Here is a 23,565-nt window from a genome sequence, read left to right on the forward strand (position 1 = left end):
CGAACTGCCAACATCAGGTTTGCGCTATGCGGGCTGACGTTTTAATTTGAAATTTGTATCTTCGTTTTGTGTTTGTAGTAGCGGACAATTTTGTATTCCAAAATCCCGCACATCGCAAACCTGAGGAGCGTTAGCAAAAACACCCAAACAACAAAAAAGACAATGCAACGTTTGACAGCAACTTTGTATCTTTACAGTAACTAATTCAAAAGACAATGAAAAAACTTTTACTCATCTCGACAGCGGTTCTCGGTTTGACAGTCGCGAACGGACAGACAAACGTAAGTGGTGGGATTTTTTCTAACACTACTTGGACAAAAGTAAACAGTCCATATATTGTTACAAGCACTGTGGTCGTTTTCCCTGGAATTATACTTACAATTCAACCGGGAGTAACAGTAAAGTTTGCAAATAACCAGCAATTGGAAATTCGGCAAGCGAAACTTATTGCTATCGGCACAGCAACTGATTCTATAACCTTTACAAGCAATGCTGTATCTCCGACAGCAGGAATTTATACGGGAATATATTTGAATGGAGATACTTTAATACCAGCATTTAATTACTGCAATATTAAATATGCTAGTTCTGGAATTAATAATAATACTCAGAGTCCTGTAACTATCAAAAACTCAAATTTTATTTTTAACCAAACTGGATTAAATAGCGATACCCTTAGTATAGATACATGTAATTTCAGGAATAATTCAAATGCAATTGTTGGAAATGGCCCTGTAAATAATTGCATTATTTCCAATAATCAAATTGGGATGTATGCTTCATCTGGGATTCCATTTTCAAAAATTACAAATTGCATTGTTGATTCTAATCAAACCGGTCTAAAGTTTATTTCCGGACCTGTGGTAAACTGTATTATTAAATACAATCAAGTCGGAATAGAATGTATCCATTATACTAATGCGAACAATTGTATTATAAAAAATAATACTAGGGGCATGGTAATGAATGCACTAATGGACACAATAAGGAATAGCATTATTGATTCAAATGTTGTAACAGGTGTTGAGATTTATGGAGGTTGGGACTGCGTTGAAAATAATTATATAGGGCATAATGGAATTGGGATAATAGATTCATCATATGATATTGCAAATTCAGCCACCACTACAAAAAATTATATTGAAAATAATAATATTGGAATCAGATTGGGGAGTGATGGAGATAAGATATTTTGTAATAGAATTTGCAATAATACTTTGTATGATTTAACCTATACAACAACCAACAATACAACTGCTGTTCATAATAATTACTGGTGCACTCCTGATTCTGCTTCAACAGAAGCCGTAATTTATGATGGATATGATGACGTAAATTATGGTTTAGTTTTCTTTATGCCTAATGATTCTGTATGCGCACCCAGTAATCCAACTTCTATAAATGAAATTACGCAAACATATTCTCTTCGTATTTTCCCAAATCCTTTTTCCACGCAGACAACTTTGCGGACAGACAATCTTTTACATAACGCAACTCTCACGGTGGACAATTGTTTCGGTCAGACAGTTGCGCAAATAAAAAACATCAACGGGCGGACAGTTACTTTCTCCCGTGACAATCTCGCAAGCGGACTGTATTTCGTTCGGCTGACAGAAGAAAACAATATCTTTGTGCTGTGGGACAGTGAAGTGCTCCGAACACCGCCACTTCTCCAACCTGGAAAACGTTACCCCACAATGCAAAAAAAACGAACCCGCGTGTAACTTTTCGACAGACAATTCTGTCATAACATTGACAACGACAGACAAACAAAACCAAAAATAAAAGACAATGAAAAATCGCTTTTACATAATCATCTGTTTACTGATTTCTGGTATTCAGACAACAGTTGCTCAGAACCCGGGCGACAGCACATTTAATTCCTCCGTCATTCACAACATCAATTTCACTTTCTCTCAACCGAATTTCTTTGACTCGCTGATGTATTACAAGCAACATGCTGATTCATTTAATCTAAGCACTCAGAATATGATGGCGGGCGTTACCATTGACGGAACACCGATTGATTCCATCGGAGTAAAGTTTAAAGGCAACTCCACTTTTGGCTGCTGCGGCAGAAAAAGACCGATACGGCTTACATTTAACGAATATGCAACGGGGAAAAAATTTGACGGGCTGACTATTTTTGAACTCAACAACATGGTGCTTGACCCTTCCTATATGCGCGAAAAACTCATGCTGGATTTTATGAACAAAAAAGGATTGCCTGCTCCGCGCTGCACTTATGCAAAAGTAAGTTTCAACGGGCAATATGTGGGTTTGTACAAAATGATTGAGCAGGTGGATAAGCAATTTATCAGCACGCACTACCACAACTGGGGAGGAAATCTTTTCAAAGGAGACCCAATGGGAACGCTCGGTTGGATGGGAAGCAATCCTGCGAGTTATTATCCTGATTATGAATTGCACTCTAACACGACAGCAAACAACTGGAGCGATTTTGTAAATCTGATTGACAACATCAACAACACGCCCGCTGCAAATTTTTACGATACGCTGGAAACAAATCTGAATACAACGCCTATCATTAAACAATGGGCTGCACGAAACCTTTTTGTTGATTTGGATTCTTACTTTCATTCTCCGCACAATTATTATTTGTACCACAACACCGTTACAAATAAGTTTGAATGGAACACATGGGATGTAAGCGTGTCGTTCGGATTTTATTTTTGGCCCGAAGATTCAGTTGAGAAGGTAAGTATTTTGATGTCCAACGGACCTCCTTTAACAACCAGAATGCTTGCCAACAACACCTACAAAACAACTTACCTGAATACAATTTGTGATTACTTGGATTACCTCGACACTACTGTAATGTCTCCTATCATTGACAGTATTGCAAATGTAATACGCCCGAGCATTTATGCAGAGCCGGATTCTAACCAAATGTTTCAGGAAAATATTTTTGAGGGTGGAATTGATACTTCCACGTATCATTTACCATTACCTCCTCCCATGAATAATGCTGATATTCCCGGTTTAAAAAAATTTATCATTAATAGAAGAGCGAATGTCATCAGCCAACTTGCTTTGCTTCCTTTTATCTGTACGAATGGAGTAAATGATTTGTCTGGTATTAATATTAATATCGCGATTTATCCCAATCCCTTTTCAACACAGACAACTTTGCAAACAAACAATCCTTTTCATAATGCAACTCTCACGGTGGACAACTGTTTCGGGCAGACAGTTAAACAAATAAAAAATATCAACGGGCGGACAGTTGTTTTCTCCCGCGACAATCTCGCAAGCGGACTGTATTTCGTTCGGCTGACAGAAGAAAACAAAACCATCGCAGTAGACAAATTAGTAATCACAAAAACTTTTACTCATCTCAACAACAGTTATCGGCTTGACCGCTCACACATTCGGACAACATCTGGGCTTGACATTTGAAGACGCAAAAAAACAAGCAATATCAATTCAACATTTAGACAGCGTTTATAAAAGTGCAATACATGTTGATACTTCACAAGCAGTTTTCAAGACAGACAAAGAACAAGAAAATATGCAAAAGGAATACATCCAACTTTTACAGGGCTTTGGAAAATTTCTTTCAACAAATAATTTCACATGGGACAAACCGACACGGTGCTTCAACAGAATTTACTTTAACTCTGACGGAACAATAGATTATTTTCTATTCAACTTTCTAGGCAAGACAGCAGAGGACAAACCATCTGAAGAAAAACAAAAAGAATTTCAGCGACTATTAAACCTTTTTATTAAGGACTACAAATTTCCGCTGACAGCAAAAATAAAATTCGCACAGTGCAGTCCGACAACTTATATGCCTAAAAAATAACATCGGTACCGTTTCGCTCGGCAGACAGAAAAAGAAACACTAACAATTAAAACTTAAATACAATGGACAAATTTCAACACTTACAAGAAACATTAGCGTGGCTTATGCCCGTAATTATCATCGTTGCTCTTTGGGAAGGAGTTTGGAAATTAATTGCAATGTGGAAAGCGGGACGGAACAATCATCTTGCTTGGTTTATTTGCATTGCACTTATCAACACAATCGGAATTTTACCAATCGTTTATATTTTAATGCACAGAAAAAAATCAGAGACAGAAAAAGCAACCGTATAACTTGACAGCAGACAGTTTCGGCTCGACAACTTTTTCTCGCTGACAGTTGTGTTTGTTCATCATACTAAACTATGATAGTTGAAGCAGAGATAACCATAAACGGAACAAACGCAGCGGTGTGGACAGTCATCACTGACATCCGAAGCGCTCCGGAAATCATAAGTGGAGTAGAAAAGATTGAGATACTCAACGAACCTGCAAGCGGACTTGCAGGGCTAAAATGGCGGGAGACCCGAATGTATTTCGGAAAGCCCGCTGCTATAGACAAATGGATTACTGATGCTGTTGAAAATAAATTCTACAAAACAAGAGCGGAAATGGATGGATTTATATTCTTAACTACCATGACTATTTCCGGGAGTGGCAACAGCATGAGATTAACGAGTTCTCATGAAACCCAATCGCAAGGTATCATTGCAAAGATAAAATCTCTCCCAATGATTTTTTTCAGAGGAATGTTGAAAAAGGCAATCCTGCAAGACCTGAATGATATTAAGACAACAGTTGAACATAAATGACAACTTTACACGCAGACAGCATTGCAAGTTCAAGTGCTCCTTTAAAAAATTTCACCAACTTTCCTGCAACTTTCTTATTTTTATTGCGTAGTATTGCGCAGTTGTATTCAGTTCATTCATTAATTTATTACCCATGAAAAAAGTTTTACGCTTTCTTTTAAAAACTCTCCCTCTTTCCCTCTCTTTCAGAAAGAGAGGGATGTCCGCAGGACAGGGTGAGTTCCTTGCGCTCTCCATTTTATTTATTGCAGTTTGCGGAGGTGCAAATGCACAAATCGGGTGGGTGCAAAAAACAAATGTTGGCGGTCAGGTAAGAAGTTCGCCCATTGCATTTTCAATTGGTAGCTATGGCTACCTTGGAACGGGTGACAATAATAGCGGCAATAATAATTTCAATGACTTCTGGCAATACGACCCGTCTGCTAATAGCTGGACACAAAAAGCAAACTTTGCTGCAGCGGCAAGGAAAGGCGCTGTGGGATTTAGCATCGGCAATTACGGATATGTAGGATTGGGCTGGGATAATTCAAATTATTATTCTGATTTCTGGAGATACGACCCCTCTTCTGATTCGTGGACACAAAAAGCAACCTTCAGTGGAACAGCAAGAAAATATGCAGCCGGATTATCGAACGGAACCTATGGTTATGTGGGAGCGGGCTCAGATGGAAGTTCTTTCTATAACGACTTTTGGCAGTATGACCCTGGAGCGAACAGCTGGACTTCGAAAACAAATTTTGGTGGCGCTGCAAGATATAAATCCATTAAATTTTCTATGAACGGCAATGTGTACATTGGATTAGGATATGACGGAAGTACTAGTTACAATGATTTGTGGATGTACACTCCGGCATCAAATAGTTGGGTATCAAAAGCAAATTTTCCTGGAAACGCCCGCCAAGGTGCAATTTGTCTTTCCACCGGTCCCTATGGGTATTGCGGACTTGGATATGACGGAAGTAATTATTACAATGACTTCTGGAAATATAATCCTACTACTGATAGTTGGAGTTCGGTTACAAGTTTTCCCGGACAAGCAAGGATTGATGCAGTAGGATTTTCAATCGGAAATACAGGATACGTGGGAACCGGATATTACATGGGAACTTATTATAATGACTTTTGGGCATATTTCACTACCGATGGAAATGCCGTTTCAGAGATAGATAATGAAAATACCATATCTGTTTCCCCCAATCCCACGAGCGGAACTTTTCAAGTGAGAAGTGAGAAGTTAGAAGTGAGAAGTATTGACATATATAATGTGCAGGGAGAAAAAGTTTACGGTCTGCAGTTTCCAGTTTCCAGTTCAACAACCGTAAACCGAAAACAGGAAACTGTAAACCTTTCTGACAAGCCCAGCGGAATTTATTTTCTTCAAGTAAAAACAACAGAAGGAATCGTGAACAAGAAACTTATCATTAATAAATAAATCACAATGTTGAACTCAACTAACAATAAAAAAGAAAGAGTGAAATCCCGATTTGTATCGGGGAAAAAACTTTACTCAATTATTTTTATTGCAACTACCAGCATAGCCGCAACTGCGCAAACCTGGCAATGGGCGCAGGGAGCCGGAGATATTCTTAACGAGAGAGGATTCAGCATACGCAATGACGCAAGCGGGAACTCCTATGTTACGGGCATGTTCTATTCCCCTTCCATTACTTTCGGAAGTTTTACTCTGAACAATGCTGACAATGCCGGCAACACTCCCGATGTTTTCGTAGTGAAATACGATGCTTCAGGCAATGCACTATGGGCGCAATCGGCTGGCGGACTTAATAATGATAATGGGTTTTCTGTTTTTCCCGATGCAAGCGGAAATGTGTATGTTACCGGAAACTTCAGCAGTTCATCCATCACTTTTGGCAGCACTACCCTGATAAATGCTTCCACCAGCGGCACTCCTGATTTTTTTCTCGTCAAATACGATGCCTCATCAGGTAATGTGCTTTGGGCAAAAAGAGCGGGAGGAACTGATTATGATGATGGGCTTGCGGTTTGCACCGATGCGAGCGGCAACGTATATGTGGCGGGAGATTTTTCCAGTACATCCATTACTTTTGGAAGCACTACATTGACTAACACCGGTTCTGCAGGCAGCGGAGAAATTTTTCTTGCTAAGTACGATGCTTCGGGCAATGTGCTTTGGGCAAAATCGGCAGCAGGTTCAGGAAACGATGATGAATACGGAATCAGTACCGATGGAAGCAACATTTATATCACAGGCGCCTACTCAAGTTCAACACTTAGTTTTGGAAGCAACAGCATAACAAACGCAGGAAGTCAAAATATTTTCATTGCTAAATACGATGCTTCGGGTAATGCGCTCTGGGCAAAATCAGCCGGAGGAAATATAAGCGATTTCGGAACAGCCATAAGCGCAGCCGCAGGAAATGTTTACATCACCGGATATTTCAGCAGTTCAACCGTAACTTTCGGCAGCACTTCGCTGACCAATGCCGGGGGTGAAGATATATTCATCGCGAAGTACGATGCATCGGGCAATGTGCTTTGGGCGAAAAAAGCAGGGGGCTCTTCTGTAGATGATGGATTGGGAATAATGGCTGATGCAAGCGGCAATGCTTTCATTACCGGAGTTTTCGGAAGCACCACTATTACTTTTGGAAGCACTTCGTTAACCAATGCAGGCAGTTACGATATTTTTGTTGCTAAGTACGATGCTTCCGGAAATGTTGTTTGGGCAAAAGGTGCTGGCGGAACGAACGATGATTTTTCTTACAGTGTAAGCATAAACAGTTCCAATCTTTTTATTACAGGAGATTTCAGAAGCCCTTCCCTTGCTTTCGGGAGCACCACATTGACCAATGCCGGAGGCGAAGATGTTTTCACTGCGAAGTTGAGCGGCATTTCGGCTGTGGAGGAAAATAATTTTGAGAATGAAATCACTGTGTATCCCAATCCAACAAGCGGAAATTTTGAAGTGAGAAGTGAGAAGTTAGAAGTGAGAAATATTGAAATATATAATGTGATGGGAGAAAAAATGTATTCATCAACTGTAAACAGGAAACAGGAAACTGTAAACCTGAGCGCATCGAACGGAATTTATTTTCTTCAACTGAAAACAGAAAATGGAATCGTGAACAAAAAACTTATCATTAATAAATAAAATACAATGAAAAAACTTTACGCAATTATTTTGATTGCTGTCATTGTGAGCGCAGCGAAGCAATCTTATGCGCAGGATACTTTTTCAATCTGCGCTTTCGATTCTGCAACCGGGCAGGTTGGAAGTGCGGGCGCCACCTGCATCAAAAGTCCTACAGTAAGCGCTATTATAATCAGCGATGTTCATCCCGGTATTGGAGTGGTTCATACGCAGGCATATTATTATTCCCAGAATCAGAATTACGCCAAATCCCTTATGAACATGGGATTGATGCCGCAACAAATTATTGATTCCCTAAAGAAGCATGATGTTCTCAATGATTCTACAAGACGTCAGTATGGAATAGTGGACATGGTGCATAAACTTACCGCTCAATTCACAGGCGCCAATTGCGATACTTTCAAGAATCATATTCATGGACCTTATTATTCAATACAAGGCAATACTTTGCTCGGACAGCAAATACTTGATTCGATGCAATCGCGGTTTTTAAACACACAGGGAACTCTTGCCTGCCGGCTGATGGCGGCTTTGCAGGGAGCCAAAGTAATTGGAGCGGATAACCGTTGCATATCCTACGGTGTTTCCACTTTTTCTGCTTTTATCCGCGTAGCAAATTCAAGTGATAGTGCCGCAGGTCCGTATTTTCTTGACAAGACCGTAAATACCTATCCTCCTAATGCACCGGCTTACACTGAGCCGATAGATTCGCTGCAGAAACTTTTTAATAATTGGGGAGGATGCAGCGCTTTTTATGTTTCTTCTCTTACACAACAGGGAGGCATAAAGATATTTCCTAATCCAGCCAGTGGAGTAGTTAATGTGCAAATGAGTGGTCCGTCAGCTGACGGAGTGCAAATAGAAATCTATAATGTAATAGGAGAGCGGGTGTATTCAGAATCTGTCATCGGTCGTCAGTCATCCGTCATCCGTCTTGATGCTCCCAGCGGAATTTATTTTCTGCAAGTTAAAACAAGCGAAGGAATAGTGAACACAAAAATAATCATCAATAAATAAAAACAATCAAATCATTTTTTTATGAAAAGAACATCTTTACTCGCAGCAATTTTATTATCTTTTACTTTTTCTTCACAGGCGCAATCATGGTCTCATGCAGGAACCTGGGTAAACAGTTCTATTGAATGCCTGAAATCCTACAACGGAACTTTATATGTGGGCGGTAACTTTACGGGCGTGGGCACTATGTCGTGGAATTGCAGCTTCAGCGCCATGTGGGATGGCACCACCTTATCTCCCTACTACGACTCAAATCTTGGCGGGCTTGATTTCTCCTGCTTTGCCGTTCACAACTCAACTCTTTTTACCGGAGGCGCTTTTCAAATCGGTTCGTTTGGCGCATCGGAAGTAGCGGAATGGACAGGCACTGCGTGGGATGACCCCACAGGCGCTTATGCATTAAACTCGAACGTATATGCCTTGCAGTCATTCGGAGGAAATTTATATGCAGGCGGATATTTCACTACCTATAATTCAACCAACTATAATCATATTGCCGTGAATAACGGTTCGGGTTATTCTACGGTGGGCAGCGGATTTGATGCTTCGGTATTTGCACTGACGGTATATAATGGTTCGCTTTATGCAGGCGGAGGATTTACAAATTCAGGTGCAACCGCTGTAAATCATATTGCAAAATGGAACGGCAGTTCCTGGCAGCCGCTCGGAACAGGAGTGAACGGAACAGTTAAAGGCATGGCAGTGATGGGAACTGATTTATATGTTATCGGTTCTTTCACGCAGGCGGGTTCTGTGGCGGTAAACAATATTGCAAAATGGAATGGCACCGCATGGTCAGATGTGGGAGGAGGCATAACAAATGTTCTCAACGGGGTGCGCTCAATTTTATCTTACAATAATTATATTTATGTGGGCGGAGATTTTACAAAAGCAGGAAACGTAACGGTGCAAAATGTGGCGGCATGGAATGGTTCTTCGTGGTCGGCTCTCGGAAGCGGAGTGCCCAACATGGTAAACGCACTTGAAATTTTTAACAACACCCTCTATGCCGGTCCTTTTGCTTTTGCGAATGACACCAACTGGGTGTGGAAGTTTTCCTCGCTGGGCGGAGTGAATGAAACGGAAATTGAAAACTCAATATCTGTTTTTCCAAATCCCTCAAACGGAAATTTCATTTTGACTTCTGAAATAACAAAAGGAGAAATAACAATTTATAATGTGCAGGAAGAAAAAGTGTATTCATCAACCGTAAACAGGAAACAGGAAACTGTAAACCTGAGCGCATCGAACGGAATTTATTTTCTTCAACTGAAAACAGAAAATGGAATCGTAAATAAGAAAATAATCATTAATAAATAACTGATTGCAAACAATAGATGGAATTTTTATTTCTCCTTGTATTTACAATCATCTTCGTTTCATTGTTTTTTCTTTAGGGTTTCTATTTCTTCTTTCAATAATTTAAGTTCTGCCTTCAATTGTAAATTTTCCTGCTTTAGTTTTTTTATGGCTGATTCCTCCCTGTATGTGTTCGGATACTGTGCTTCCTGTTCGTAACGCAAAAGTGTATTCATTCCGCCATTGAGTTTGAATGCCCGCTCCTGCTCCTGAAGTTTATTGTATTCGCTGGTTGTCATTGTTTGCGCAAATAAAGAGGCAGCAGACGCAGCAGCTATTATTAGGAGTATATTTTTTTTCATTGCTGTAAGTTTTTCATATTCATTACAATTATCACGCCATTAATCCCTTACCTTTATAAAAAAATTTTCTATGAAGAAGTTAATTTTATTTTCCCCGCTCGTTCTTCTGTTTTCTTTTGCACTTGCAGAATCAGAAACCGATTCGCTTGAAAAAAGTGCAAACGCTGGCGTGCAGGATACTGGCACAGTGAACGCGCTCAATCTTCTCTGCAAAAAAAACTGGAGCAGCGAAGAAGAAAAAGCGCTCGGCTACGGCAACCGCGCGCTTGCGCTCGCGCAAAAAATAAATTATAAGAAAGGCGAAGCGCAGGCGCTGAATAATCTGGGAGTGAGTTATTACAACTTCAGCGAGTACGACAAAGCACTCGATGAACATTTCAAAGCGCTCGCAATCCGCAAAACGCTCGGAGATAAAAAAGATATTTCTTCTTCGCTGAACAATATCGGCAACGCCTACGATGGCATGAGCGATTACCTGCACGCCCTTGACTTTTTCAAACAGGCGCTGCACCTGAAAAAAGAAATTGATGACAAGAAAGGAATTGCAAACATTTCGAACAACATCGGCAACCTGTATTATTCGCAGGGAAATTATTACAAAGCGCTGGCTTATTTTTTTGACGCGCTGCAAATTTACGAAGAGCAGGAAGAACTGTCGGTGGCGCACGCCAATGTGCTGCACAACATCGGGAATGTTTACAAAGAACAGAAAGACATAAAGAACGCACTTGCATATTACGAAAAAGGGTTGAAGATGCGCGAAGATATGGAAGACGAGCAGGGTGTTGAAGTTTCTTACAATGCCCTGGCGGCACTTTATCTCGCTTCAGCCGTGCAGCAAAAAAATTCCACGTTTGCCGGACAGGATTATTCCAGCGCCAAAGAATATTTTACCAAAGCCATTGCCATTCAGGAAAAAATTGAAGACAAAACAAACATGGCAATCGCGTTAAATAATCTCGGAATAATTTACATGCACGAAGGAAATTACGACAGAGCGCTGCAGGAAAGTTTTGCCGCCCTTCAACTCAGCGGAGAGATTGGCGATAAATCAACCGAAGCCATTTCGCTCGGAAGCATTGCCGATGTGTATCATGAAAAAAATGAAATCAATAAATCCATCGAGTACGCAAACAAAGCGCTCGCGCTGGCGGATAGTTTGCGCATTCTGGAAGAAATAAAAAATTCACATCTCATGCTCAGCACTAATTACGATTCACTGAAACAATTCGACAAATCTGTTTTTCATTATAAACTTTACGTAACCTACCGCGATAGTTTACTCAATGCGGAGAACGCAAAGCAAATGGCAAATGTTCAACAGAAATACGAATCGGAAAAAGAACAAGTGGAAGAAGAGCGCGCCAAAGAACAGCAAGAAGCGGAACTGGAGCGCAAAGAGCAGGCGCAGTACCTCGTTATTTTTTCCATCATCATTCTGCTCGCCCTGTTCATTGTCATTGCAAGCCACCTTCAACTCTCGGTCCGAACCATTGACTTTGCCGCGTTCGTAGGCGTGCTTTTATTTTTTCAGTTCATCGAAGTGCTGCTTCATCCCTACATCATAAAATATGTGCACGGGCTGCCGATTATTTTTATCTGCATCAACATTGCGCTCGCTTCGGGTTTAAAACCCATTCATCATTTGCTTGAAAAAAGTTTGGTAAAAGTTTCGCATACCATCAGCCATAAGCGAATGCAGAAAGTCAAACAGAAAGAAGATGAAGAGCGAAGACGAATGGAAGAATTAAAACTGAAACGCATGCAGGAACGGATGGCGAAAGCAAACGAAAACAATCCGGAAAAAAATGGCTGAGTTTTTTATTTTCATTCGGAGAATCACCGTAGAAATCTTTTTTTATCCGCGCATTGATATTTAATTATCTTCACCGCGCTTAAATTTTTTTTATGTCGATGCGGGAAAAAAAAGGAGGGCGTCCGCCCACAAAGCCGGCTGTATTAAAAGATGGATTTTATATTGAAGTGCGCAACCGCGGCACCGACCCCGGGATGGGAGTAAAAATATGGAAAGCCACCAAAGAAGAAATGCTGCAGGCAGCTCAGGAATACCGCAAAACAAAACTTGTGATTATTCTCGGAGAATACCAAAACGGTGAGCCGCTGCATCCAATAGAAAAAAAATAATTCCCTACTTTTTATTATTCGGCTTTGAACTGCTGCCGCCTTCGGGAGTGAGCATGATATTTTTTTCAACCTGCGATTTGAAGGAACTTTTTCCGAGTATTTCTATTTTTTCGCTGTAAGGAAGATAGCCGGGAATTTCGGTGTTGATAGAAAATTTTCCGGGCGGAAGAATGATTACATATTTTCCTGAATTGGGATTCGGCATGTAACTTCCGAAATCATCACCTGAATTCAAATCGGCAACAGAAATAAAAACGTGCGTGGAATCAACCGGCTTGGAAACATCAGCGCTTCGCACTTTTCCGGTAACCACCGTATAATCTGGGTCAACATCTATAAAATCCAGGCGGTAAATATCCAAATCGCCCAAGCCGTCTTTTCTGCGAATGGAAATGTATCCGTATTTTCCGTTTGCCGAAACGCGGAAGTTCATATCATCCTGCGTGCTGTTGATGGGATAGCCAAGATTTTTTGCATCGTTGAAAAGATTTTTTTTGTCATCGTACTTTGCGAAAAAAATATCATAGCCGCCCATGCTCGTGTGCCCCATGGAAGAAAAGTAAAGCGTTTTTCCATCGGGAGAAATATTCGGGAAGTCCTCGTTGTAAGGCGTGTTGATTTCTTCTCCGAGATTTTGCGCAGGACCCCACTTTCCGGTAGGCAATCTGCGGCACACATAAATATCGGAACCGCCAAAACCTCCCGGGCGCGTGCTCGCAAAATAAATGGCGTTGCCGTCTGCCGTAATCGAAGCGGCAATTTCCTGCCCGCGCTGCGAATTAATTTGTTCATCAAGCAGGATGGGCTCTTTGAAATTTTTTGCCTTGTCGCATTTTGAAATATAAATATCTCCGCTTCCCTGGAAATTATCATAGTAGATGAGCAAGTAATCACCGCTGGCGGAAAGCCCCACCGCTTCTTCTTCTCCATCCATGGTGTTCACCACTCTTCCCAAAAGTTTTGTTTTGGTGAATTGTCCGTCCTTCACCCGCGAAATATAAATGTTGGACGTCCACGAGCCATCCGGATTTTGCCACGAGCCCGATTCGGGGCGCTTGCTGTTGAAAATGATGAACGATTCATCGGCAGGAACGAAGGGAAAATAATCGGGATATTCCGAATTGATGTTCTTCCCGAGGTTTTCAAAGTTTACATTCACCGGGTATTTCATCAGTTCTTTTGCGTTCAGGCAATACTGCGCTTCCAGTTCCAAATCTTTCATATTCTCCGCGCTGCCTTTGCCTTCCTTTTTATATTCATTCAGCATTTTAATGGCATCGTCAAACTTATAAGCGTAGAGATACGCGCGCCCGAGCAAATATTTTGTTTCGGGCTCGGAAGTTTTATCTTTTATTTTCTCAAGATAGGAAATGGCTTTTGTTTTATCTATGTCGGTATTGATGTAGCAAACTCCTATGCGGTAATTGTATTTTTCGTTCTCCGGTTCTTTTTTTATGAGAATGAGATATTCATCGAGCGCGTATTCAAAATTTCCGCTCTTGAAATATTCTTCTGCCGCCTTCGGGTCTCCGGTGGCTTTGGGTTTTTTCGGCTGGGCATTCTGCGCAACAACCAATGACAAGTGACTAATGACTAATAAACTGATTATAATAAAACGCATGACAATTGAATAGAAAGCAAATATAAATTAAAAAAGAATTCACGAAAGAAAATTACTATGCCGGTGCTGCCTGCCGCATTATCACTTTTCGGGTGTAACCTTTTTCAGCTGTTTGTTCTTTAAAGCCAATTGAAAAATTAAAAACGGATAAAGAACGCTCCATACTGCTGCTACATAAACCACCAATCTGTCTCCTGCCCAGTAAGTTATTCCTGATGAATACAGAATATAAAACAGCATGAGTCCGCTTAAAAAAATAAAATGTGATTCCAAATTACTCTTGCTGAAATTTTTTATTAAATAATAAATCCATAAAAATGTCATGATGAGATGAATATAAAAAATAAAATTGTGGTTAGTATTTTCTGTCCATTTTGACAAGGAGTAATTTGTTTTACGGTCTATGTAAGGATTCCCTTGCTTGAGGTTCTCCGTGATATTATCCCAATAAACTTCTATTGTTTCACAAGGATGAAAAAACAGATAACTGACGATTTCCGCATTACTAAGTTGCGATGCTTTTTCTTTTAAACCGGCATGTATGCTATCTGGCAACTCATTGTAACTTTGATTAAAAGTATCAGTTACAAAAAAATTTACCTTTTTATAAAAATAGTAACGTAAATTATAATCTCCAATTTCTGTACTTGAAAATGTATTGTGTTTAGTTTTATTAATCGCTTTTTGAATAATTACCGGGGAACTTGCAATTATGATTAAGAAAATTTGCAGAGGATGACGTATGATTGATTTATAATTGATGATAAAAAAAGCTATCAACCAAAAATACCAGCATATCTGAAATACCGGTCTTATAGTTGCTAACACAGAAATTATAATTGTCAAACTCAGGCAAAGAACAGGTTTTTGATTTTTCTTGTGAGCCATTGACAATAAATACATAAAAAGTGTTAGAAAGAAAAAAGCAGCAACTTCAGTAAGTGCATGTGCAGTATACACAATCAGTGAAATGTTTGAAACTGCAAACAAAAAGGAAACCGTAGCCAAATCTTTCCGCCCTGTTATTCTCAAAGCTGTTTTAAAAATAAAAATACTTCCTGAAATCCAAAATAAAAACTGAAAAATCCATGTTCCATAAAAGCCAAGCAATTTGGTTGATATCAAAATAATCAGAGGGTAAAAAAATGTTCTGTATGGGTTGCAATAATCAATTTTACCTGACAGCCAGTCGGCATACTCTTTATATTCTAAAGAATCTCCCGTAGAGAAAAGTGAGTTTTTTATAAAGTCAATCCCTCCAAGTTCATAGAGAATATAAAAATAAAATATAGTTGCAATTGCACTTAGTGCTAAAAGCAACCGGCTTTTTTCAAGTATTTGTTTAACACTAAACCGCATGTGATTTTAATTCGTTTTTTAATGACAGTGCTTCCGTTAGTTGAAGGTTCACCTTCGTCCGATTATTTTTTGCAGGTTTAACCTACATTCATATTGAAGCGAAGATACAATCTCCACGGAACGGGTCAATCATTATTGCTTCATACAATCACAACTTTACTTCCGCGTATTTTCAAAAACTATTTACATTTGTACGAATTCAAAAATCGCATATATGAAACGGCTGTTTCCCTATTTCCTTCTATCCTTCTATTCTTATATTCTTTCCGCGCAGGACACGGTGAGAGTTTCCACGCTGGCGGGGCTGGATGTTACTGCTGAAAAATTATACAACAGCGGCATCAGCAAATTTTCTGCGAAGGATTACAACGGAGCCATCAATGATTTCACGCAGTCCATTTCCGTGAATCCGAATTTTTACAAAGCATATTACAACCGCGGGGTTGCGCGCATTGAACTCAAAGATGTGCAGGGCGGCATTGCCGATTTCACGCAGGCAATCACGCTCTCGCACGATTCCTGTGCCGATTGTTATTTCAGCCGCGCGCAGGCAAAATATTCACAGGGAAGCAAAACCGAAGCGGCAGAGGACTACGGAAAAAATATAAAGATGAATCCGAACAATGCGCAGGCATATTATTACCGCGGAGGAATTTTATTTGAAATCAAAGAATATAAAAGCGCGAGCGAGGACTTTGACCAGGCAATCAAACTCAAACCCGATTACGCCTACGCTTACAATGACCGGGGCAGCGCCAAGCGCGAACTGGAAGATTACACAGGCGCGGCTGCCGATTATAAAAAAGCAACCGAACACAAACCCGACATGGCATTTGCCTATTCAAATCTTGGAAGCATGTTGAGAAAGAAAGGCGATTTCAAAGGAGCGGTTGCTGCGTATGATAATGCAATAAAAGTAAAAGAAAGTTATCTCGTTTACAACAACCGCGGCAGCGCAAAATACGATGCCGAAGATTATCCGGGCGCCATTGAAGATTTTTCAAAAGCAATTAAACTGAAAACCGATTACGCGCTGGCATACAACAACCGCGGAGCGGCAAAGTTCAGGCAAAAAGATTTCAAAGGAGCGATTGACGATTACGATAAAGCCATTCAGTACAACAGCAAATATGCCTATGCATTTCTGAACCGCGGAATGGCGAAAGAATTAATCCGCGACCAGAACGGAGCGTGCAAGGACTGGGAAGCAGCCGTGAATCTTGGCGTGGAGCAGGGAAAAAATTATTTGCAGGATTGTAAAAAATAGCAGGCAGCAGGCAATAAGCAGCAGGCAGTTGGCAAAAAGTAAAAAAGAAGAAATCGAAATGAAACAAATTGCAGCGAAAGGATTTTTAAAAATCACTTTTCTTTTTCTGTTCGCATTATTCTTTTATCCATTTGAATCTGCATTCTGCCAGAAAGATGTTCAGAAAAAAGGCGATGAACTGTTCAAAGCGGGCACGCTATGGTATGCAAAGGCGCTCGATTATTATCTGAAAGCAAGTGAGTCAGACCCCGACAATGCAGAGTTGAATTATAAAATCGGAGTATGCTATCTTTATTCTTCTTTCAAACTAAAATCAATTCCCTATCTTGAAAAAGCCAAACAAGCCAATCCTGCGGTGAATGATAAATTATATTACTATCTCGGCTATGCGTATCACCTGAGCATGCAATGGAGCAAAGCCATTGACTATTATTCCGATTTTAAAAAGCGCGCGGAAGGAACCGAAGATGTAAAAACACTCGACCCCGATAAAAAAATTCAGGAATGCAACAGCGGCATTGAACTGATGAAAGACACGCTGCGCTTTAAAAAACTTCCCGACTCGCTCAAGTATCATGTGGAAAATATGGGTCCCGAAATAAATTCCGAATACCAGGATTATGCTCCGGTGATTTCAGCCGATGAATCGGTGCTGCTGTTCACTTCCAAAAGAGCCAGCACCACAGGCGGAGGAATTGACCCCGACAACGGAAAATACTACGAAGATGTTTACATTTCTCATTTCGAAAACGGAAAATGGACCGAAGCGAAAAATGCTGGCGACCCGATTAACCGCTACAACGCGCACGATGCCACCTGCGGGCTTTCTGTTGACGGACAAAAATTATATCTCTACATTGACGATACCTACAGCGGCAGCGGAAATATTTATGAAGCCGCTCTGAACGGAAACGAATGGACTGAACCTAAAAAACTTCCTTCGGCAATCAATTCGCGCTACCACGAATCATCGGCAAGTTTGGCGCCCGATGGAAAAACACTTTACTTCTGCTCGCAAAATACGAAAGACAACAAAGGGCTTGGCTCGCACGATATTTTCAAGTCGGTGAAAAATGAAAAAGGCGAATGGAGCGAAGCCGAAAATTTAGGAGCGGTGGTGAATACCGAATACGATGAGCGCACCGTGTTCATTCATCCCGATGGAAAAACGCTTTACTTCAGTTCGAACGGGCACACCACCATGGGCGGATACGATTTGTTCAAATCGGTTTACAACGATTCCGCCAGGCAATGGTCAAAGCCCATGAATCTCGGCTACCCGGTAAACTCTCCCGACAACGATGTGTTCTTCGTGGTTTCCGCCAGCGGAAAACATGCTTACTACTCTACCATTCGTCCCGATGGCTATGGCGAGCAGGATATTTATAAAATCACGCTTCCTGCCGATACCACCGTTTACCTCACGCTTGTAAAAGGAAATGTTACCGATGAAAGCAATAATCCCGTTGGCTCGAAGGTGGAAATTTACGACAACAAAACCGGAAAATTAATTTCAACTCAGGAATCAAACAGCGCCACCGGAAAATTTCTGGTATCGCTTCCTTCGGGAAAAAATTACAAGATGAAAGTAACCGCAAAAGGATACGAAGATTACACGCAGGACTTTAATATTCCCAAAGGAGAAAAGTTCAAGGAGATGGACGTGAACATAAAACTCAAGCGCAGGGAACAGATTGTGGATATTGAAGGCGAAGTGAAAGATGAAAAAGGAAATGCGCTGAAAGCAAAAGTTGAAATTGTGAACAACGCAACCGGTGAAGTGATTGTGAAAACCACTGCCGATAAACTCGGAAAATATCTTTCCAAACTCAAGGGCGGAAAAAATTATGGTATGACCGTTTCCGCAGACGGATATTTGTTCCAGTCCATCAATCTTGATATTCCTCCTGACAAAGACAAAATAAAAATTCCTTCCATCGTGCTGAAAAAAATTCATGCGAATGCAAATATCGTTTTGAATAATATTTTCTTTGATTACGATAAAGCATCGCTTCGCCCCGATTCAAAACCGGAATTGCAGCGCGTGGGCGGAGTTCTGAATGATAATCCTTCCATGAAAATTGAAATCTCCGGCCACACCGATAACAAAGGTTCCGCCACCTACAACCTGAAACTTTCCGAAGCGCGCGCAAAGTCGGTGATTGATTACCTGATTTCAACAGGCGTGAGCAAAAACAGGTTGTCGTACAAAGGATATGGATTTTTAAAACCAATCGCATCGAACGATACGGAAGAAGGAAGGCAGCAAAACCGCAGAACAGAATTTAAAGTAACCGCCATTGACGAAACTTCTGTTTCAACTTCCGCAACGGGAACGGAAACCACTGCACAAACAAATACTACAACACAGCAAACCATGGAATCGAAAGTGCCCGCTGAATTTAAAGTGGCGGATAAAAACAGTGACGGAAAAATTTCTGCCGATGAAATTGTGGCGGTGATTGACGGCTTCTTTGACGGCACCAATGATTACACCACTGAAAAAGTTCACCGGCTGATTGATTATTTCTTTGAACAATAATCTGCGAAAAACGAATCTGTACGGATATACGAAATGTGGATTTTTAAAAAAACAGCTTCTCTGAATTTTTGCAGTTTGCTTTTCCTTGCCTGCTGCTTACTGCCTACTGCCAACTCTTTTTCTCAGTCCATTGAAGAACTGGAAGCAAAATTAAAATCCGCTTCTGCCGAAGACAAACCGGGAATTCTCAACCAACTTTCGGAAGCGTATCAGAAAACCAACACGGACAAAAGCATTGATTATGCCGAGCAGGCGCTGAAAGCCGCGCGCAAATTAGACGATGCCGATGGAGAAACAGGCGCACTGATTAATCTCGGGGATGCCTACACCTCAAAAAATAATTCAAAGAAAGCCATTCAGAATTACAAAGAAGCAATAAAAATTTTTGACCAGTACAACACGCCCGTATCTTCCGCCTATCTCTGGAATAAAATTGCCGATGTATATGTGAGCGGGCAAAGTTACGATGACGCGCTCGCTGCCGATGCAAAAGCGCTCGAACTGTTCAACAAAGTAAAAACCAAAGAAGGAAAAGAAGGAATGGTGAATATGAATATTGAAATCGGAGATATTTATTTCAGGCAGAAAAAATATGAGAACGCGCTTCCGTACTACAAGCAGGCGCTGAGCACGTATGAAAATTCAAATGACGCGCGCGGGCAGGCAACCATTCTTGAAAAAATAGGAACCACTTACAACAACTGGGGAAATTACGATGAAGGTTATCTTTTTCTCAACCGCGCCTATGAACTTGCGAAGAAAAATAATCTCGCTTCCATTGCCAGCCGCATAGAGCCCAACCTGGAAAAGGCAAAGAACAATCGAAGCAAGTATGAACAAAATAAATCCGCTTTCGCCACAAAGCAGGAACAGGAAACAAAGCAGCAAATCAATTCGCTTGCAGCGCAAAATGCAAAAACGCTGGAAGAAATTGAAAAACTCAGTTACGAACAACAGGCATCCGCGTTAAAAATAAAAGCGCAGGGAGACGAGTTAAAAAATAAAAAACTCGAAGCCGAAATCGAATCCAGAAAAAATGAAAACCTGCTGAAAGAAAGAGAACTTATTGATGCGCAGGTGAAGCAGCAAAAATTAATTATATGGGGAGGAATCGGTTTTTCAGCGCTGGGGCTTTTGCTCACCCTCTTTGTTTTTAATGCCTATCGGAATAAAAAGAAAGCGAACGAAGTGCTGCGCCAGAAAAATGACATCATCTACAAACAAAAAGAACAGATAGAACAAAAAAATATTCTGATTACCGACAGCATTGATTACGCCAAAAATATTCAGGAAGCTATTCTTCCTCCTGCCGGCATGCTGAAAAAATATTTTCCGCAGTCCTTCATTCTTTACAAGCCGAAAGATATTGTGAGCGGAGATTTTTACTGGATGCACGAAGAAAAAACAAACGGAAGTTTTTACATTGCCGCTGCCGACTGCACCGGGCACGGAGTTCCGGGCGCCTTCATGAGTTTGCTCGGATTCATCATGCTCGATGAAATTGTGCGCACGGTGCATCTTACTCCGGCAGAAATTCTGAAAGAAGTAAATTCGCAACTCATGGAAATGCTTCACCAGAACAATGAAAACACCACCGGCAAATTCGGAATGGACATTGCGCTTCTCAAATACGATAAAGAAAAAAAAGAAATTGTGTTTGCGGGCGCGCACAACCCGCTCATTCACCTCAGCAACGGGCAAATGAATGAAGTGAAGGCAAATAAAATTTCCATCGGCAACAATCCCCATTGCACATTTGAAAATAATTTTTTGCAGGTGCGGGAAGGAGATATGGTGTATATTTATTCAGACGGATTCCAGGACCAGATTGGCGGAGAGAAAAGAAAAAAGTTTCTTGCCTTTCATTTGCGGGAATTCCTCCAGCAAATTCATTCGCTTGAACCCGAAAAACAAAAAGCCGAACTTAAAAAAAAGCATAACGAATGGCGCGGCACCACCGAACAAATAGATGACATACTTATTATCGGATTAAAAATTTAGAATATGAAATCAAAAACAGTTATCGGTGTAATTAAATCTTCGAAAAAAGAATTTGTACGAACAATACTAAATAAAAACATACTGTTGCTTTTCGTATTTTTCGTATCGTTTCGCTTTTCGTTGATTTCTCAGAATGTGGAATTCGACAAATCAAATTTCAGCGACCGGAGCGCGCTCAAAGAAGCAAAAAGAAATATTGACGAAGCCGATGGCTACTTTGATAAATCAATGAAAGAGGGCTATCACCTCTATGGTTTTGCGCTGCCGCTTTATTTAAAAGCAAATGATTTCAATCCGAACAACGGATTGCTGAATTATAAAATCGGAGTGTGCTATCTGAATTCGGCTTACAAGCAGAAAGCCCTCGCCTTCCTCGAAAAAGCATACAAGTTAAATCCCACGGCAGGAGCAAACATAAAATATTACATGGGGCAGGCCTACCAGATGAACATGGATTGGGATAAAGCCATTTCGAAATACCAGGAATATAAAATGCAAATCAAGCCCGATGACAAAGACGGGCTTGCTGATGCAGAGAAAAAAATTACCGAATGCCGCAACGGAATTGAACTCGTAAAAAATCCCGTGATGGTTTTCATTGACAATGCCGGACCTGAAATCAATTCCGCATTTCCCGATTACGGTCCCGTAATTTCTGCCGATGAATCGGTGATGATGTTCACTTCGCGCAGAAGCAACACCAGCGGAGGAGGAATTGACCAGAACGACCAGCAGTATTACGAAGACATTTACATTTCCACCGGAGAAAACGGAAAATGGACTCCCGCAAAAAACATGGGCAAGCCCGTGAATACCGACAACCGCCACGATGCCACCGTTGCTATTTCGGCAGACGGGCAAAAAATGTTCATCTACCTCGATGACATGACGCGCGGCAGCGGAAATATTTACGAATGTGATTTGAAAGGCGCTTCGTGGTCAAGACCCGAGCGGTTGAATGACAATGTAAACACCAAATACCACGAGTCATCCGCTTCTCTTTCTGCCGATGGAAAAACATTGTACTTCGTAAGCAACCGCGATGGGGGTTTCGGAGGGCATGATATTTATAAAGCGAGATGGGATGAGAAAAAAGAAAAATGGGGAGAAGCGGAAAATCTCGGACCCATTGTAAACACTCCCTATGAAGAATACAGCGTGTTCATGCATCCTGACGGAAAAACGTTGTTCTTCTCTTCGCAGGGGCATAAAACCATGGGAGGGTTCGATGTGTTTAAAACCATTTGGGATGACAAGAAGAAAAAATGGAGCGTGCCCGAAAACATCGGCTACCCCATTAACACTGCCGATGACGATGTGGATTTTGTTCTCTCCGCAAACGGAAAGCACGGTTACTACGCTTCGTACAAAGCCGATGGCTACGGAGAAAAAGATATTTACATGGTAACATTTATTACTCCAAAAAATCCCGTGCTGAACACCGAAGATAATCTGCTCGCAAGTTTGACCGAGCCCATTAAAGAAACCGTGATTGCAAAAGAAGTGGCAGTGCCCACCGCTGCCGTCTCGCTTCTGAAGGGAACTATCTATGACGAACTCACCAAAAAAGAATTAGAAGCCGATATTGAACTGGTGGACAACCAACTCAACCAGGTAATCGCCACGTTCAAGTCGAACAGCGCAACGGGAAAATACCTGGTGTCGCTTCCGGCAGGAAAAAATTACGGCATTGCGGTGAAAAAGGAAGGATATTTATTTCACTCCGAAAACTTCGACATTCCCGCCAGCGCCTCTTCGCAGGAATTTGTGAAAGATATTCCGATGAAAAACATTGCCGTGGGAAGCAAAATTGTTTTGAAAAATATTTTCTTCGATTTCGACAAAGCAACATTGCGCCCCGAATCCACTGCCGAGTTGGAACGCCTGATGAAGTTCCTCACCGATATTCCCTCTATGAAAATTGAAATCTCCGGGCATACCGACAGCAAAGGCGCGGATGATTACAACATGAAACTTTCGCAGAACCGCGCGCAATCGGTGGTGGATTACCTGGCATCGCACGGCATTGATAAAAGCCGCCTCACCGCCAAGGGCTATGGCGAAACCAAACCCATTGCCACCAACGATACCGATGAAGGCAGGCAACTCAACCGCAGAACTGAGTTTGAGATTTTGAGCAAGTAGTTAACATGGGTTTCGCTCATAGCTGTTGGCAACA

18 protein-coding genes are annotated in these 23,565 nt (G+C 41.2%); 15 read left to right on the forward strand and 3 right to left on the reverse strand.

From position 1 onward, the window contains the following. Window positions 1-215: 215 nt before the first annotated feature. From HY063_07415 to HY063_07455, 9 genes are all read left to right on the forward strand, one after another. On the forward strand, window positions 216-1,724 hold the full coding sequence (locus HY063_07415; protein MBI3501606.1) for a T9SS type A sorting domain-containing protein: 1,509 nt from the start codon (window positions 216-218) through the stop codon (window positions 1,722-1,724). 67 nt (window positions 1,725-1,791) lie between these two features. Continuing rightward, window positions 1,792-3,420, forward strand: coding sequence for a CotH kinase family protein (locus HY063_07420; GenBank protein ID MBI3501607.1), 1,629 nt, complete (start codon window positions 1,792-1,794; stop codon window positions 3,418-3,420). Between the two features lie 112 nt (window positions 3,421-3,532). After that, window positions 3,533-3,829 carry a hypothetical protein gene (locus HY063_07425; protein ID MBI3501608.1) on the forward strand — a complete coding sequence of 99 codons (297 nt, stop codon included), beginning with the start codon at window positions 3,533-3,535 and terminating at the stop codon, window positions 3,827-3,829. A 62-nt stretch (window positions 3,830-3,891) separates the two neighbouring features. After that, a complete protein-coding gene (locus HY063_07430; GenBank protein ID MBI3501609.1) occupies window positions 3,892-4,122 on the forward strand; it encodes a hypothetical protein in 231 nt (76 codons plus the stop codon). A 71-nt stretch (window positions 4,123-4,193) separates the two neighbouring features. Then, entirely contained in the window at window positions 4,194-4,640 is a 447-nt protein-coding gene (locus tag HY063_07435) for a hypothetical protein (protein MBI3501610.1), read from the forward strand. A gap of 133 nt (window positions 4,641-4,773) precedes the next feature. Further along, window positions 4,774-6,072, forward strand: a complete 1,299-nt coding sequence (locus HY063_07440; protein MBI3501611.1) for a T9SS type A sorting domain-containing protein — start codon at window positions 4,774-4,776, stop codon at window positions 6,070-6,072. Between the two features lie 6 nt (window positions 6,073-6,078). Then, entirely contained in the window at window positions 6,079-7,773 is a 1,695-nt protein-coding gene (locus tag HY063_07445; protein ID MBI3501612.1) for a T9SS type A sorting domain-containing protein, read from the forward strand. 6 nt (window positions 7,774-7,779) lie between these two features. Continuing rightward, window positions 7,780-8,790, forward strand: a complete 1,011-nt coding sequence (locus tag HY063_07450; protein ID MBI3501613.1) for a DUF1028 domain-containing protein — start codon at window positions 7,780-7,782, stop codon at window positions 8,788-8,790. 21 nt (window positions 8,791-8,811) lie between these two features. Continuing rightward, window positions 8,812-10,110: a T9SS type A sorting domain-containing protein gene (locus tag HY063_07455; protein MBI3501614.1), complete on the forward strand. Its 1,299-nt coding sequence runs from the start codon at window positions 8,812-8,814 to the stop codon at window positions 10,108-10,110. Window positions 10,111-10,169: 59 nt separating this feature from the next. Here the strand turns inward: HY063_07455 and HY063_07460 are convergent, their stop codons facing one another. Beyond that, a complete protein-coding gene (locus HY063_07460) occupies window positions 10,170-10,451 on the reverse strand; it encodes a hypothetical protein (protein ID MBI3501615.1) in 282 nt (93 codons plus the stop codon). A gap of 70 nt (window positions 10,452-10,521) precedes the next feature. Here HY063_07460 and HY063_07465 point away from each other — a divergent pair, with 70 nt between their 5' ends. Together HY063_07465 and HY063_07470 are read left to right on the forward strand one after the other, a co-directional pair. Next, complete coding sequence (locus HY063_07465) at window positions 10,522-12,267, forward strand: tetratricopeptide repeat protein (protein ID MBI3501616.1); 1,746 nt, start codon at window positions 10,522-10,524, stop codon at window positions 12,265-12,267. Between the two features lie 98 nt (window positions 12,268-12,365). Beyond that, window positions 12,366-12,596 carry a hypothetical protein gene (locus HY063_07470; GenBank protein MBI3501617.1) on the forward strand — a complete coding sequence of 77 codons (231 nt, stop codon included), beginning with the start codon at window positions 12,366-12,368 and terminating at the stop codon, window positions 12,594-12,596. A 4-nt stretch (window positions 12,597-12,600) separates the two neighbouring features. On the opposite strand, the gene HY063_07475 is transcribed toward HY063_07470, so the two are convergent. Beyond that, window positions 12,601-14,217 (reverse strand): PD40 domain-containing protein, encoded by a 1,617-nt coding sequence (locus HY063_07475; protein MBI3501618.1) that lies wholly within the window; start codon window positions 14,215-14,217, stop codon window positions 12,601-12,603. Between the two features lie 81 nt (window positions 14,218-14,298). After that, window positions 14,299-15,576: a hypothetical protein gene (locus HY063_07480; protein ID MBI3501619.1), complete on the reverse strand. Its 1,278-nt coding sequence runs from the start codon at window positions 15,574-15,576 to the stop codon at window positions 14,299-14,301. A 214-nt stretch (window positions 15,577-15,790) separates the two neighbouring features. Here HY063_07480 and HY063_07485 point away from each other — a divergent pair, with 214 nt between their 5' ends. From HY063_07485 to HY063_07500, 4 genes are read left to right on the forward strand one after another with little or no spacing between them, the layout of a single operon-like run. Continuing rightward, window positions 15,791-16,843 (forward strand): tetratricopeptide repeat protein, encoded by a 1,053-nt coding sequence (locus HY063_07485; protein MBI3501620.1) that lies wholly within the window; start codon window positions 15,791-15,793, stop codon window positions 16,841-16,843. Between the two features lie 58 nt (window positions 16,844-16,901). Further along, window positions 16,902-19,385 (forward strand): OmpA family protein, encoded by a 2,484-nt coding sequence (locus HY063_07490; protein MBI3501621.1) that lies wholly within the window; start codon window positions 16,902-16,904, stop codon window positions 19,383-19,385. A gap of 33 nt (window positions 19,386-19,418) precedes the next feature. Next, a complete protein-coding gene (locus HY063_07495) occupies window positions 19,419-21,386 on the forward strand; it encodes a tetratricopeptide repeat protein (GenBank protein ID MBI3501622.1) in 1,968 nt (655 codons plus the stop codon). Window positions 21,387-21,389: 3 nt separating this feature from the next. Further along, complete coding sequence (locus HY063_07500) at window positions 21,390-23,531, forward strand: PD40 domain-containing protein (protein ID MBI3501623.1); 2,142 nt, start codon at window positions 21,390-21,392, stop codon at window positions 23,529-23,531. The last annotated feature ends 34 nt before the right edge of the window (window positions 23,532-23,565 follow it).

This window comes from Bacteroidota bacterium, assembly GCA_016195025.1.
Taxonomy (GTDB): Bacteria; Bacteroidota; Bacteroidia; order Palsa-948; family Palsa-948; genus Palsa-948.